General features: G+C 69.8%; 12 protein-coding genes. All 12 read left to right on the top strand.

Features of this window, described 5'->3' with window-relative positions; all coding sequences use genetic code 11:
- Nucleotides 1-11 precede the first annotated feature (11 nt).
- The 12 genes from paaE (at nucleotide 12) to CLU95_RS21020 (ending at nucleotide 13625) form a co-directional block, all read left to right on the top strand.
- Nucleotides 12-1106: a 1,2-phenylacetyl-CoA epoxidase subunit PaaE gene (gene paaE, locus CLU95_RS21080; RefSeq protein ID WP_099795396.1), complete on the top strand. Its 1095-nt coding sequence runs from the start codon at nucleotides 12-14 to the stop codon at nucleotides 1104-1106.
- A gap of 52 nt (nucleotides 1107-1158) precedes the next feature.
- Nucleotides 1159-2304 carry an ABC transporter substrate-binding protein gene (locus CLU95_RS21075; protein ID WP_099795395.1) on the top strand — a complete coding sequence of 382 codons (1146 nt, stop codon included), beginning with the start codon at nucleotides 1159-1161 and terminating at the stop codon, nucleotides 2302-2304.
- A 222-nt stretch (nucleotides 2305-2526) separates the two neighbouring features.
- Nucleotides 2527-3555 (top strand): branched-chain amino acid ABC transporter permease, encoded by a 1029-nt coding sequence (locus tag CLU95_RS21065; RefSeq protein ID WP_099795394.1) that lies wholly within the window; start codon nucleotides 2527-2529, stop codon nucleotides 3553-3555.
- Nucleotides 3552-5450, top strand: coding sequence for a branched-chain amino acid ABC transporter ATP-binding protein/permease (locus tag CLU95_RS21060; RefSeq protein WP_099795393.1), 1899 nt, complete (start codon nucleotides 3552-3554; stop codon nucleotides 5448-5450). The genes CLU95_RS21065 and CLU95_RS21060 overlap by 4 nt, the downstream gene beginning before the upstream one ends.
- Nucleotides 5447-6178 (top strand): ABC transporter ATP-binding protein, encoded by a 732-nt coding sequence (locus CLU95_RS21055; protein WP_099795392.1) that lies wholly within the window; start codon nucleotides 5447-5449, stop codon nucleotides 6176-6178. Before CLU95_RS21060 ends, CLU95_RS21055 begins: the two co-directional genes overlap by 4 nt.
- A gap of 147 nt (nucleotides 6179-6325) precedes the next feature.
- A complete protein-coding gene (gene paaZ / locus CLU95_RS21050) occupies nucleotides 6326-8377 on the top strand; it encodes a phenylacetic acid degradation bifunctional protein PaaZ (RefSeq protein ID WP_099795391.1) in 2052 nt (683 codons plus the stop codon).
- Nucleotides 8377-9135, top strand: a complete 759-nt coding sequence (locus CLU95_RS21045) for an SDR family NAD(P)-dependent oxidoreductase (RefSeq protein ID WP_099795390.1) — start codon at nucleotides 8377-8379, stop codon at nucleotides 9133-9135. Before paaZ ends, CLU95_RS21045 begins: the two co-directional genes overlap by 1 nt.
- Nucleotides 9136-9164: 29 nt before the next feature.
- Nucleotides 9165-9725 carry a methyltransferase family protein gene (locus tag CLU95_RS21040; protein ID WP_099795389.1) on the top strand — a complete coding sequence of 187 codons (561 nt, stop codon included), beginning with the start codon at nucleotides 9165-9167 and terminating at the stop codon, nucleotides 9723-9725.
- A 122-nt stretch (nucleotides 9726-9847) separates the two neighbouring features.
- The gene (locus CLU95_RS21035; RefSeq protein WP_099795388.1) at nucleotides 9848-10297 is read left to right on the top strand and encodes a hypothetical protein; all 450 of its coding nucleotides are present in this window, start codon (nucleotides 9848-9850) and stop codon (nucleotides 10295-10297) included.
- A 141-nt stretch (nucleotides 10298-10438) separates the two neighbouring features.
- Complete coding sequence (locus tag CLU95_RS21030; protein WP_099795387.1) at nucleotides 10439-11008, top strand: phosphatase PAP2 family protein; 570 nt, start codon at nucleotides 10439-10441, stop codon at nucleotides 11006-11008.
- Nucleotides 11009-11043: 35 nt separating this feature from the next.
- Nucleotides 11044-12039 (top strand): glycosyltransferase family 2 protein, encoded by a 996-nt coding sequence (locus CLU95_RS21025; protein WP_257214816.1) that lies wholly within the window; start codon nucleotides 11044-11046, stop codon nucleotides 12037-12039.
- Nucleotides 12036-13625, top strand: a complete 1590-nt coding sequence (locus CLU95_RS21020; protein ID WP_099795385.1) for an ArnT family glycosyltransferase — start codon at nucleotides 12036-12038, stop codon at nucleotides 13623-13625. The genes CLU95_RS21025 and CLU95_RS21020 overlap by 4 nt, the downstream gene beginning before the upstream one ends.
- The last annotated feature ends 1 nt before the right edge of the window (nucleotide 13626 follow it).

The raw sequence follows: 13626 nt of genomic DNA, 5'->3' as shown, positions 1-13626 counted from the left end.
GCACGCCCACGATGAGCACCCTCTTCCATCCCCTGCGCGTGAAGGCCATCGAGCCCGACACGCACGAGGCCGTCATCGTCTCGTTCGAGGTGCCGGCCGACCTGCAGCAAGTCTTCGGCTTCACGCAGGGCCAGTACCTCACGCTGCGCCATGACATCGACGGCCAGGACCTGCGCCGTTCCTATTCGATCTGCGCCGGCATCGACGACGGCGAGCTGCGCGTCGGCGTGCGCAAGGTGCGTGGCGGCGTGTTCTCCAACTGGATCAACGCCCACCTGCAACCCGGCGACAGCCTGCAGGTGATGGCGCCGCAAGGCCGCTTCTTCGTGCCCATCGAGCCCGAGGCCGCGCGCCATCATGTGGGCATTGCGGGCGGCAGCGGCATCACGCCGATCCTGTCGATCATGAAGACCGTGCTGGCGCGCGAGCCGATGAGCCGCTTCACGCTGATCTACGGCAACCGCCAGCTGCAGTCCACGATGTTCAAGGAAGAGATCGAGGACCTGAAGAACCGCTACATGACGCGCCTCGTGCTGCAGCATGTGTTCTCCGACGAGCACACCGATTCGCCGCTGGGCTTCGGCGTGATGAACCGCGAGAAGATCGGCGAGTTCCTGAGCTCGGTGGTGCCCGCCGCGCAGATCGACCAGGTGTACGTGTGCGGCCCGTTCCAGATGAACGACGAGGCCGAGGCCGCGCTGCTGGCCGCGGGCGTGCCCGAAGACCGCATCCACATCGAGCGCTTCGGCGTCGCGCTGCCCTCGGCCACGTCGGCCAACCAGGTCGGCGCCGTGGTGCACGAGGCGCAGCCTGGCGACGCCAAGCAGGCGCGCGTGACCATCGTGCGCGACGGCCTGCAGCGCGAGATCACCTACACCGAGGGCCAGCCCAGCATCCTCGATGCGGCGTCGGCGGCCGGGCTCGAAGTGCCGTTCTCGTGCACCTCGGGCGTGTGCGGCACCTGCCGCGCGAAGTGCGTGGACGGGGAAGTCCGCATGGAAAGAAACTTTGCGCTCGACAAGAATGAAGTGGCCGCGGGCTTCGTGCTCACCTGCCAGGCCCACCCCCTGACCGAACGCGTCACGCTGTCTTTCGACGAGCGTTGAACGCCCGCTTTTCCCTCGGCCTTTCCTATATCAACCCGGAGACAAACCAACCATGACTTTCTTCAAGCCCCTGCTGATCGCTGCCCTGTGCGCCACGGCCCTCTCGGCCTGGGCCGACGTCAACGTCGGCGTGACCATCTCGGCCACCGGGCCGGCGGCGTCGCTCGGCATCCCCGAGAAGAACACCATCTCGCTGATGCCCAAGACCATCGGCGGGCAGAAGATCAACTACATCGTGCTGGACGATGCCTCCGACACCACGGCCGCCGTGAACAACACGCGCAAGCTGATCGCCGAGAACAAGGTCGACGTGATCCTGGGCTCGACCACCACGCCGGCCTCGCTCGCGATGATCGACGTGGCCAGCGAAGCGCAGACGCCGATGATCTCGGTGGCCGCCTCGGCCCGCATCATCGAGCCGATGGACGCCAAGAAGAAGTGGGTCTTCAAGACGCCGCAGAACGACATCATGATGTCGCTGGCCATCGCCGAGCACATGGCCGCCAACGGCGTGAAGACGGTCGGCTTCATCGGCTTCTCCGACGCGTACGGCGAAGGCTGGTCGCAAGAGTTCGCCAAAGCCGCCGAGCTGAAGAAGATCAAGATCGTGGCCAACGAACGCTATGCGCGCTCCGACACCTCGGTCACCGGCCAGGCGCTGAAGCTCATGTCGGCCAAGCCCGACGCGGTGCTGGTCGCCGGCTCCGGCACGCCGGCCGCGCTGCCGCAGAAGACGCTCAAGGAGCGCGGCTACACCGGCAAGATGTACCAGACGCACGGCGTGGCCAATGCCGACTTCCTGCGCGTGGGTGGCAAGGACGTCGACGGCACCTTCCTGCCGGCCGGCCCGGTGCTCGTGGCCGACCAGCTGCCGGCCAGCAACCCGGTGAAGAAGTCTGCGCTCGCCTACGTCGCCGCCTATGAAGCCGCCTACGGCAAGGGCACGGTCTCGACCTTCGGCGCACACGCCTGGGACGCGGGCCTCTTGATGAGCTCGGCCGTGCCGGTCGCACTGAAGAAGGCCCAGCCGGGCACGCCCGAGTTCCGCGCCGCGCTGCGCGATGCGCTCGAGCAGACCAAGGACGTGTCGGGCGCGCATGGCGTGTTCAACATGACGGCCGCCGACCACCTGGGCCTGGACCAGCGCGCACGCGTGATGGTGAAGATCGAAAACGGCGCCTGGAAATACCAGCCCTGAAGTCTTCCTGCCTTGCGCCCTCCCCTTCCGGGGGAGGGCGGGGGCGGGGGCACGACGGCGTTGAATGCCGCGCGGCCTTGAACGCGGGGGCAGCCCCCATCCCAACCTTCCCCCGGGAGGGGAAGGAGCAATACAGACGCAGACAGACAGCAGCGCGCGCGACCGACGGCGCTGGCAACAGACACTGATTTCGACACACGGGCCCCGCCCGAAGGTTTTCATATGGACTTGCAGATTGCCCTGTTGCTGGGGCAGGACGGCATCGTGAACGGCGCGGTCTACGGACTGATGGCGCTCGCGCTGGTGCTGGTGTTTTCGGTCACGCGCGTGATCTTCATTCCGCAGGGCGAGTTCGTCGCCTTCGGTGCGCTCTCGATGGCCGCGCTGCAGGGCGGGCGCACGCCGGCCACGCTGTGGCTGCTGGTGGCGCTGGGCGCCATGGCACTGGTCGTGGAGGTGTGGCGCTGGAAGCGCGGCGCGACGATCGACTGGCGCTCGGCCTTCACGTGGTGCGTCGCCTTCCCGGCCGTCGCCGCGGTGCTGGTGCTGGGCGTCAAGCCCACGTCGATGACCCTGCAGGCCATCACCACGCTGGTGCTGATCGCACCGCTGGGCCCGCTGCTCTATCGCCTGGCGTACCGTCCGCTGGCCGACGCCACGGTGCTGATGCTGCTGATCGTCTCGGTCGCGCTGCACGGCGTGCTGGTCGGCCTGGGCCTGTTCTTCTTCGGTGCCGAAGGGTCGCGCACCACGCCGTTCTCCGACGTGCGCTTCGACATCGGCGGCATCCCCGTGAGCGGCCAGTCGATCGTGGTGGTGGGCGTCACGCTGCTGCTGGTGATTGCGATGTTCTGGTTCTTCGGCCGCTCCATGGTCGGCAAGGCGCTGCGCGCCACCGCCATCAACCGCGTGGGCGCACGGCTGTCGGGCATTCCCACCGAGCTGTCGGGCGACCTGAGCTTTGCGCTCGCGGCGCTCATCGGCGCGGTGTCGGGCCTGCTGATCGCACCGATCACCACGGTCTACTACGACACCGGTTTTCTCATCGGCCTCAAGGGCTTCGTGGCCGCCATCGTCGGCGGGCTCGCGAGCTACCCGCTGGCGCTCGCGGGCGCGCTGCTGGTCGGCCTGCTGGAAGCTTTCTCTTCGTTCTGGGCCAGCGCCTACAAGGAAGTGCTGGTGTTCACGTTGATCATTCCAGTGCTGTGGTGGCGTTCGCTGCGCAGCCACCACGTGGAGGACGAGGAATGAGCGCGTCGCCCAGCACCTCTTCCGCCACGGCACACGCGGGCCGTCCGCTGGTCACGCCGCGCACGCTCACGCTGGCGTGCATCGTCGCGCTCGCGCTGGCCTGGGGCTGGCTGCCCGACTTCACGGTCGCGGTGCTCAGCAACATCGGCCTGTACGCGCTGGTGGCCGCCGGGCTCGTCATGCTGACCGGCGTGGGCGGCATGACCTCCTTCGGCCAGGCCGCGTTCGTCGGCATGGGTGCCTATGCCACCGCATGGATCTGCACCTCGCCCACGGCCGCAGGCTGGCTCGGCGGCATCGCCGGTTCGGCGCTGGTGCCGTGGCTCGGCCTGCTGCTCGGGCTGGTGCTGACCTTCGCACTGGCCTGGGCGCTCGGCGCGGTCACGCTCAAGCTGTCGGGCCACTACCTGCCGCTGTGCACCATCGCCTGGGGCCTGAGCCTGTACTTCCTGCTCGGCAACATGGAGTTCCTGGGCGGCCAGACCGGCATCACGGGCGTGCCGCCGCTGGTGATCGCGGGCATCTCGCTGGCCTCGCCGCGCGCACTCGGCGTGGTGATCTGGGCCGTGCTGCTGCTGGCGCTGTGGGCGCTGCACAACCTGCTCGACTCGCGCGAAGGCCGCGCCATCCGCGCGCTCAAGGGCGGGCGGCTCATGGCCGAGTCGATGGGCGTCGACACGGCGCGCCACCGCATCAAGCTGTTCGTGCTGGCCGCGCTGCTGGCGGCCGTGTCGGGCTGGCTCTACGCGCACATGCAGCGCTTCGTGAACCCGACGCCCTTCAACCTGAACATCGGCATCGAGATGCTGTTCATGGCGGTGGTCGGCGGCGCAGGCCACCTGTGGGGCGCGGTGCTCGGCGCCACGCTGATCACCCTGCTGAAAGAGAAGCTGCAGGACATCCTGCCCGCGCTGCTGGGCACCAGCGGCAACTTCGAGGTGGTGGTGTTCGGCCTGCTGATGCTGTTCGTCCTGCAGCGCTTCGCCGACGGCCTGTGGCCCACGCTGGCGCGGCTGGTGAGCCGCTGGGTGCGGCCGGTGGCCAAGGCCCCGGCGGCCGGTTCGGCCACGGCCCCGGCGGCGCAGCTCGCGCAGCGCGTGCTGCCGGCGGCGGGCACGATGCTCTTGCAGGCCGACGCGGTCAGCAAGCGCTTCGGCGGCCTCATCGCCAACAACGACATCTCGATGACGCTGAAGGCCGGCGAGATCCACGCGCTGATCGGTCCGAACGGCGCGGGCAAGAGCACCTTCTTCAACATGATCTCGGGCGTGGACGACCCCAGTTCGGGCCAGGTGCGGCTCGAAGGCGATGCCATGTCGGGCCGCCCCTCGCGCGCCTTCGCGGCGCGCGGCCTGGGCCGCACCTTCCAGCACGTGCGCCTGCTGGGCCAGCGCAGCGTGGTCGAGAACGTGGCGCTCGGTGCGCACCTGCGCGCCAGGCGCGGCTGGCTTGCGGCCATGCTGCGGCTGGACCGCGCCGAAGAGGCCGCGCTGATGGCCGAAGCCCGCAAGCAGATCGAACGCTGCGGCCTCGGCGCGCACGCCGACACGCCGGCCGCGTCGCTCTCGCTGGGACAGCAGCGCGTGGTCGAGATCGCACGCGCGCTCGCCGGCCAGCCGTCGGTGCTGTTGCTCGACGAACCTGCCGCCGGCCTGCGCCACCTCGAAAAGCGTGCGCTCTCCGAACTGCTGGGCCAGCTGCGCGCCGAAGGCCTGGGCATCCTCGTGGTGGAGCACGACATGGAGTTCGTGATGAACCTCGCCGATCGCATCACCGTGCTCGAGTTCGGCACCGTGATCGCCACCGGCACGCCGGCCGAAGTGCAGGCCAACCCGCGCGTGCTCGAGGCCTACCTGGGCGGCGCCGACGACGAACTGCTGGAAGACGCCCGATGAGTCACCCTATTCTTCAACTGGAAGACTTCTGCGTCGCCTACCGCACCGTCGAGGCAGTGCACAGCGTGCGCCTGCACGTGAACGAAGGCGAGATCGTCACCGTGATCGGCCCCAACGGCGCCGGCAAGACCACGCTGCTGTGCGCGGCCATGGGCCTGCTGGTGTCGAGCGGCAAGCTGTCGCTCGACGGCGAGCGCATCGCGCGCCCCGGCGTCGAGACCATGGTCGCGCGCGGCGTGGCGCTGGTGCCCGAGCGACGCGAGCTGTTCGGCGAGATGTCGGTCGAAGACAACCTGCTGCTCGGCGGCTTCTACCAGTGGCGCAAGGGCAAGCGCGACCAGCGCGCGCGCATGGACGAGATCTTCGAGATCTTTCCGCGCCTGAAGGAACGCCGTCCGCAGATGGCCTCCACGCTCTCCGGCGGCGAGCGCCAGATGCTGGCCATCGGCCGTGCGCTCATGGCGCGCCCGCGCCTGCTGATGCTCGACGAACCTTCGCTGGGCCTGGCCCCGCTGGTGGTGCGCGAGGTGCTGCGCGTGGTGTCGCAACTGCGCAAGCACGGCGTCTCGGTGCTGCTGGTGGAACAGAACGCCCGCGCCGCCCTGCAGGTGGCCGACCGCGCCTACGTGCTCGAGATGGGCGCAGTGGCGCTCGAAGGCAATGCCGGCGACCTGCTGCACGACCAAAGAATCATCGATACCTACCTGGGCATCGGGAACAAGAAATGACCCTGTTTTTCTCCCTCCCCTTCCGGGGGAGGGTAGGGGTGGGGGCAAGCGGCGTTTGATAGCGCACTGCGCCGAACGAAAGCCGCTTGCCCCCATCCCAACCTTCCCCCAGCGGGGGAAGGAGCAACACCTCGAAAGGACATCCGCATGACCACCCTTCAAAGCTACATCGCCGGCCGCTGGATCGGCCAGGAAGCCGCGCAATCGCTGCGCAGCGCCGTCAACGGCCAGGCCGTGGCGAGCACGCACGCCGAGGCCATCGACTTCGCCGAGGCGCTGGCGCATGCACGCCGCGTCGGCATTCCCGCGCTCATGAAGCTCGACTTCCAGCAGCGCGCCGAGCGACTGAAGGCGCTGGCCAAGTACCTCGCCGCGAACAAGGAAGCACTGTATGCCGTGTCGGCCCACACCGGCGCCACGCGCGCCGACGGCTGGATCGACATCGAAGGCGGCGCCGGCACGCTGAGCGCCTACGCCAGCATCGGCACCAACGAGCTGCCCTCGGGCAACCTCGTGCACGAAGGCCCGGCCTTCCCGCTCGGCAAGAAGGGCGGCTTCGCGGGCACGCACATCCTGGTGCCGCGCGGCGGCGTGGCGGTGCACATCAACGCCTTCAACTTCCCGGTGTGGGGCCTGCTCGAGAAGTTCGCGCCCAGCTTCCTCGCGGGCATGCCCTGCATCGGCAAGCCGGCCACGGCCACCAGCTACCTCACCGAGGCGCTGATGAAGCTCATCGTGCAGTCGGGCATCCTGCCCGAGGGCAGCCTGCAGCTCGTGATCGGCAGCACGGGCGACCTGCTCGACCGCCTCGAAGGGCCCGACGTGGTCACCTTCACCGGCTCGGCCGACACCGCCGCCAAGCTGCGCGTGAACGCGAACCTGGTGCGCCAGTCGATCCCGTTCAACGCCGAGGCCGACTCGCTCAACTGCGCGATCCTCGCGCCCGACGTGACGCCCGACGACGAAGAGTTCGATCTCTTCGTGAAAGAAGTGGCGCGCGAGATGACCACCAAGGCCGGCCAGAAGTGCACGGCCATCCGCCGCGCGATCGTGCCGCGCCAGCACCTCGACGCGGTGGCCGAGAAGCTGCGCGCCCGCCTGGCCAAGACCGTCATCGGCGACCCGTCGCGCGAAGACGTGCGCATGGGCGCCCTCGCCTCGCGCGACCAGCAGGCCGACGTGGCCGAACGCGTCGCCACGCTGCTGCAGGGCGCGGAGCTGGTGTACGGCGCACGCGACGGCTTCTCGCCCGTGGGCGACGGCGTGAGCGAAGGCGCGTTCTTTGCGCCCACGCTGCTCTTGAGCCGCAAGCCGCTCGAACACGATGCGGCGCACGACATCGAGGCCTTCGGCCCCGTCAGCACGCTCATGCCCTACGACGGCATCGACGAAGCACTTGCGCTGGCCGCGCGCGGCAAGGGCAGCCTCGTGGGCACGCTCGTCACACGCGACCCGGCCATCGCGGCCAAGGCCATTCCGGTCGCTGCCGCCTGGCACGGCCGCCTGCTGGTGCTCGACCGCGAGGCCGCCGCCGAATCGACCGGCCACGGCTCGCCGCTGCCGCAGCTCAAGCACGGCGGCCCGGGCCGCGCGGGCGGCGGCGAAGAGCTCGGCGGCCTGCGCGCCGTGAAGCACTACCTGCAGCGCGCCGCGCTGCAGGGCTCGCCCACCATGCTCGCGGCCGTCACCGGCGAGCACGTGCGCGGCGCCGCGCTGCGCGAGAGCGAGGTGCATCCCTTCCGCCGCTACTTCGAAGAGCTGCGCATCGGCGACTCGCTGCTCACGCATCGCCGCACCGTGGGCGAGGCCGACATCGTCGCCTTCGGCGGCATCTCGGGCGACTACTTCTACATGCACTTCGACGAAGAGGCGGCCAAGGCTTCGCCCTTCGGCAAGCGCATTGCGCACGGCTACTTCGTGCTGTCGGCGGCCGCGGGCCTGTTCGTCTCGCCCTCGCCGGGCCCGGTGCTGGCCAACTACGGCCTGGACACGCTGCGCTTCGTCAAGCCCGTGGGCATCGGCGACACCATCCAGGCGCGCCTGACCTGCAAGCGCAAGATCGACCGCAACAAGAAGGACGCGAGCGGCCAGGGCCAGGGCGTGGTGGCCTGGGACGTGGAGGTGACCAACCAGCTCGGCGAGCTGGTCGCGAGCTACGATATCCTGACGCTCGTCTCCAAGAAACCAGAAACCACCTGATGTTCGATCTCACAGGAAAAGTCGCGCTCGTCACCGGCGGCAACGGCGGCATCGGCCTCGGCATGGCGCAGGGCCTAGCCAAGGCCGGCGCCCGCGTCATCGTCGCGGCGCGCAATGCACAGAAGTCGGCCGCCGCGGTCGAATCGCTGAAGGCATTGGGCAGCGACAGCTTCGCGCTCGCACTCGACGTGACCGACGAAGCCTCGGTGCAGAAGGCCTTCGACGAGGTCGTCGCGCGCTGCGGCCGCCTCGACATCCTCGTGAACAACGCCGGCACCACGGTGCGCAAGCCGGTCGACCAGCTCGCGCTGGCCGAGTGGCACCAGGTGATGGACACCAACCTCACCAGCGCCTTCCTGTGCAGCCGCGCCGCGCACCCGCACCTGAAGGCCGCGGGCGGCGGCAAGATCATCAACATCGGCTCGATGATGTCGATCTTCGGCGCGCCCTACGCCCCGGCCTATGCCGCGAGCAAGGCCGGCATCGTGCAGCTCACCAAGTCGACCGCGCTCTCGTGGGCGGCCGACCAGATCCAGGTCAACGCCATCCTTCCGGGCTGGTTCGAGACCGAGCTGACCGACGGCGCACGCAACCAGATTCCGGGCCTGTACGAACGCGTGAAGACGCGCGCCGCCGCCGGCCGCTGGGGCCAGCCCTCGGACATCGCGGGCACAGCCGTGTTCCTGGCGAGCGCCGCGTCCGACTACGTGACTGGTACCGCCATTCCCGTCGACGGCGGGTTTTCGATCTCCGGTTGAGCCGTGCGGGCCGTGTAAATTCGGCCGCCATGCTCTTCTGGTTCCAGCTCTTTCTTTTTGTCGCCGGCACGGCCGCGCTGCTGTACGTGTCGCGCGGCCCGCTCAGCCAGCCCGGCTCCCACGGCTTCTTCCGCTTCTTCGCGTGGGAGTGCATGCTGGTGCTGATCGTGCTGAACCTGCCGGTGTGGCATGTCGATCCGCTCTCGGCCACGCAACTGATCTCGTGCGTGCTGCTGGCGCTGTCGATCTGGCTGCCCATCCATGCGGTGCGGCTGCTCAAGGCACACGGCAAGCCGAGCGAAGCGCGCAGCGATGATCCGGCGCTGTACGGTTTCGAAAAGACCTCGGCACTGGTGACGACCGGCGCCTTCCGCTACATCCGCCACCCGATGTACACGGCGCTGATGCTGCTGGCCTGGGGCGCGTTCCTCAAGCAGTTCACCTGGCTCACGCTGGCGCTGGTGCTGGCGGCCACGCTGTTCCTGTTCCTGACGGCGCTGCGCGACGAAAAGGAATGCCTCGCGCATTTCGGCGACGCCTACCGCGAGTACATGCGCGGCACGCGGCGCTTCATTCCGTTCCTGCTGTGAGCGCGGCGCCGGCCCGGTAGCGCCGGCCCGCCCCTTTCCCCTCCTGCACGCGGCCCGCAACCTTGCGGGACGCTGACCTGCACGATCAGGTTCCGTTCATGCGAGGCTCCTAGCATTCGCGCATGTTGCTCACACGCATCCGCCGTCTTGCCCACGCCCATCGCCGGGCGTGGTGGATCGCGGCCCTGTTGTTGAGCGTGCTTCAGCCCTTCATCGCGGTGCATTTCAACTGCGACGGGATCGAGGACGAACCGATGCTGCGGCTGCGCGGCATCGGCGAGACGACGCAGTTCGAAGCCGACGACCGCGCGGACCACGCGTCCGACCGCGAGACCACGGTGTTCGCCCAAGGCCCTGCGGGCATTCATCTGCCCGACACATTGAACCTGGGGCTGGACACGCTGCTGGCCCTGCTGCTCACGCTGCTGCCGCTGGCCGTGGTGCTGATGCGGCGAACCGAACCCGTCGGCCGCAGCGCACCCGAGCCCGTGCCGCTGCACGCCGGCGCCCCCCCACCGTCCGCCCCCTGGCGGCGCCTGCCTCCCTCCGCCGCCCCCCCTTTCGCGACCTGAGAAGCGGCGCCTTGCGCGCCGAGCGGCTGTGTTGCGCCTGCGCGCGGCCGGCTCTCCCTCGTCTTCCTCGAAAGGTCCGACCATGTCCGCTTTCCACTTCTGCGCGTGCCCCTTCACACTCGCACTGCGCGAGGCGCCGCCATGCACGCGCTGAACCTCGCCCTGCTTCAATGGCTCGCCGCCGGCGCGCAGCCCACGCCGTGGGTGCTGATGTGCGCCCGGACGCTGGCGCTGGGCGGCAGCTGGCTGTGCGCCGCCGTTGCCCTCGCCACGCTATGGCGCCGGCCCGACGACCGCGCCTACCTGGTCGCAGTCGCGCTGCTGGCCGGGCTGGCCTCGATGCTGTCGCATGCCATTGCGCTGCGGTTGAACGTGCCGCGTCCCTTTGCGCAGGGGCTGGTGCCGGCCTACATCACGCACGCGGTCAACGGCTCGCTGCCGAGCACGCACGCCAGCGTGATGTTCACCGTCGCGCTGGCCTTCCTGGCGCGCAGCGGCCTGCGCGCCATCGGCGTGCCGCTGCTCGTGCTGGCCGCCGCGACCGGCTGGGGCCGCGTCTACACCGGGGTTCACTTTCCGTTCGACATCGCGGCCGGCCTGCTGCTGGCCGGCACGCTCGTCGGTGCACTGGGCACCGCGCAATGGCTGACCCACCGCGCGGCCGTGCGTGCCGCCACCCGTGCCACGGCTTCCGCCTGGAGACCCTCATGATCACCACCTCCACCCTGCGCCCGGACACCGATGCCATGGCCGCCCCCTCGCCGCGCAGCGTCGACCCCGACACGCCGCCGCCCGGCGCGCGCAGCCTCTCGTGCGTGATTCCCTGCTTCAACGAGGGCGCCAACCTGCGCCACCTGCTGCCTCTGCTCGAAGACGTGCTGTGGGCCACGCGGATGCACTGGGAGATCATCGTGGTCGACGACGGCAGCACCGACGACACCGCCGCCGTGGCCGAGGCTTGGTGCGACCTGTCGGGCTTTCGCTGCATCTCGCTGTCGCGCAACTTCGGCAAGGAGGCCGCGCTCACCGCGGGCCTGGCGGCGGCCGGCGGCGATGCGGTGGTGCTGCTCGACGGCGACCTGCAGCACTCGCCCGAACTCATCCACGCCATGCTCGCGCAGTGGCAGGCCGGCGCCGAGGTGGTCTACGCGGTGCGCGAGGCGCGCCACGACGAGAGCCGCTTCAAGCAGCTCGGCAGCCGCCTGTTCTACCGGCTCATGAACGACTCCGACCGCTTCTCGGTGCCGAAGGACGCGGGCGACTTCCGACTGATGGACCGCAAGGTGGTCGACGCGCTGAAGAGCCTGCCCGAGCGCAGCCGCTTCATGAAGGGCCTCTACGCATGGGTCGGGTTCCGCGCCGTGGCGCTGCCCTACACGCCGGCCCCGCGCACGCAGGGCGCCAGCAGCTTCAACGCACGGCGGCTCGTGAGCCTGGCGATCGACGGGCTCACCGCCTTCACCACCTGGCCGCTGCGCATGGTGAGCGTGGTCGGCCTGTTGTTCGCGGTGCCGGCGCTGTCGTACGGCATCTTCGTGGCCATCGACCACCTGCTGTTCGGCAACGCCGTCTCCGGCTGGACCACCATCGTCGTGAGCCTGATGTTCTTCATCGGCATCCAGATGATCTCGACCGGCATCGTGGGCGAGTACATCGCGCGCATCTACGAGGAAGCCAAGGGCCGGCCGCTGTACGTGGTGCGGCAAGAGCGCGGGACCGGCCTCGGGGCCGGGCAGCCATGACACCGCGCACGACCACGACCACGCCCGCCTGGTGGACCGCGCCGCAGCCGGTGTGGCTCATCGCGGGCATCGTCGCCTGGCTGCTCGTCACGGCCTGGGCCCGGCCGCTGATGGCGCCCGACGAAGGTCGCTACGTCGGCGTCGCGCTGGGCATGCTGCATTCCGGCGACTGGCTGGTGCCTCGGCTCGATGGCCTGCCCTTCTTCCACAAGCCGCCGCTGTTCTACTGGATCGGCGCCGCCGCGATGGCGGTGGCCGGGCCGGTGGAATGGGCCGCGCGGCTGCCCTCGGTGCTGGGAGCGAGCGTGGCGGCGGCGGCGCTGTACCTGTTCCTGCGCCGCTGGTCGACGGTGCGGCTGGCGCTGCTGTCCACCGTGGTGCTGCTCACCACGCCCTTCTTCTTCCTGGGTGCGCAGTTCGCCAACCTGGACATGCTGGTGGCCGGCTGCATCTCGGCCACCGTGCTGCTCGGGGCCGGCGCCGTGCTGGCGCGCGAGCACGAGGAACCGTGGCGCGCCCTGCTGGCGGGCGCCTACCTGCTCGCGGCGGCAGGGCTGCTGGCCAAGGGCCTCATCGGCCTGCTGCTGCCCGCGCTGGTGCTGCTGGCCTGGTGCGCGGTGACGCGCAAGGCCGTCGTGCTGCGCCTGGCCGTGTGGCTGCCGGGCTGGGCGATCCTGCTGGCGGTGGCCGGGCCGTGGTTCGTCGCGATGCAGATGAAGTTTCCCGAGTTCTTCGACTACTTCGTGATCACCCAGCACTTCCGCCGCTTTGCGTCCTCGGGCTTCAACAACGAACACGGCATGTGGTTCTACCTGCCGGTGCTGGCGGCCCTCACGCTGCCGTGGTTCGCCTGGGCCCTGGTGCCGCGCGGCCGCGACGCGGCGGCGCCGCGCACGCGCTTCTCGGACATCGACTGGCTCATGTGGATCTGGCTCGCGGTGATCGTGGGCTTCTTCTCGCTGCCGCGCTCCAAGCTGGTCGGCTACGTGCTGCCCGCGCTGCCGCCGCTGGCCTGCCTGATCGCGCAGCGCGTGCTCGCGGGCCGCGTGCTCGACACGCTGCTGCCCAAGGTCCGCGTGACGGCTGTCGCGTCGGCCCTCGTGTGCGTCGCCTGCGTGGCCGGCCTGGCGCTCTACGCACGGCCGCCGGGCACGCTGCTGCGGCTGTCCGAAGGCCAGGCCGTGGCGGCCAGCGACCAGGTGCTGATGCTCGACAGCTACCTCTACGAGATCCCGTTCTACTGGAAGCTGCGCACGCCGGTGCGGATCGTGGACGACTGGCAAGCCGCCGCCACCGACACGCGCGACAACTGGCGCAAGGAGATCTCGGACGCGGCGCGTTTCGACCCCGCGCGCGCCGCCGAGCTGCTGCTCGACCGCACGCAGCTCGCCGCCGCGCTGTGCATGCCGCGCACCACCTGGCTGGTGGGGCCGAGCAACGCGCAGCTGGCCCACCCGTGGCTCGCGCGGGCGCAGCTGGTCGCCTTCACGCCGGCCGTCGCGGCCTGGCGCTTCACGGGCAGCGCGACCGGCGACGCGCAGTGCCTCGACCTGCCACCGGCGACCCCGGCCAGCGCCAATGACTGAC

The organism is Variovorax sp. 54, assembly GCF_002754375.1.
In the GTDB taxonomy this organism is placed as follows: Bacteria; Pseudomonadota; Gammaproteobacteria; order Burkholderiales; family Burkholderiaceae_C; genus Variovorax.
This window is presented reverse-complemented; position numbering and strand designations above follow the sequence as displayed.

Coding starts and splice junctions, on each gene's coding strand:
- paaE (WP_099795396.1), top strand. CDS start 12: ATGAGCACCCTCTTCCATCCCCTGCGCGTGAAGGCCATCGAGCCCGAC.
- CLU95_RS21075 (WP_099795395.1), top strand. CDS start 1,159: ATGACTTTCTTCAAGCCCCTGCTGATCGCTGCCCTGTGCGCCACGGCC.
- CLU95_RS21065 (WP_099795394.1), top strand. CDS start 2,527: ATGGACTTGCAGATTGCCCTGTTGCTGGGGCAGGACGGCATCGTGAAC.
- CLU95_RS21060 (WP_099795393.1), top strand. CDS start 3,552: ATGAGCGCGTCGCCCAGCACCTCTTCCGCCACGGCACACGCGGGCCGT.
- CLU95_RS21055 (WP_099795392.1), top strand. CDS start 5,447: ATGAGTCACCCTATTCTTCAACTGGAAGACTTCTGCGTCGCCTACCGC.
- paaZ (WP_099795391.1), top strand. CDS start 6,326: ATGACCACCCTTCAAAGCTACATCGCCGGCCGCTGGATCGGCCAGGAA.
- CLU95_RS21045 (WP_099795390.1), top strand. CDS start 8,377: ATGTTCGATCTCACAGGAAAAGTCGCGCTCGTCACCGGCGGCAACGGC.
- CLU95_RS21040 (WP_099795389.1), top strand. CDS start 9,165: ATGCTCTTCTGGTTCCAGCTCTTTCTTTTTGTCGCCGGCACGGCCGCG.
- CLU95_RS21035 (WP_099795388.1), top strand. CDS start 9,848: ATGTTGCTCACACGCATCCGCCGTCTTGCCCACGCCCATCGCCGGGCG.
- CLU95_RS21030 (WP_099795387.1), top strand. CDS start 10,439: ATGCACGCGCTGAACCTCGCCCTGCTTCAATGGCTCGCCGCCGGCGCG.
- CLU95_RS21025 (WP_257214816.1), top strand. CDS start 11,044: ATGGCCGCCCCCTCGCCGCGCAGCGTCGACCCCGACACGCCGCCGCCC.
- CLU95_RS21020 (WP_099795385.1), top strand. CDS start 12,036: ATGACACCGCGCACGACCACGACCACGCCCGCCTGGTGGACCGCGCCG.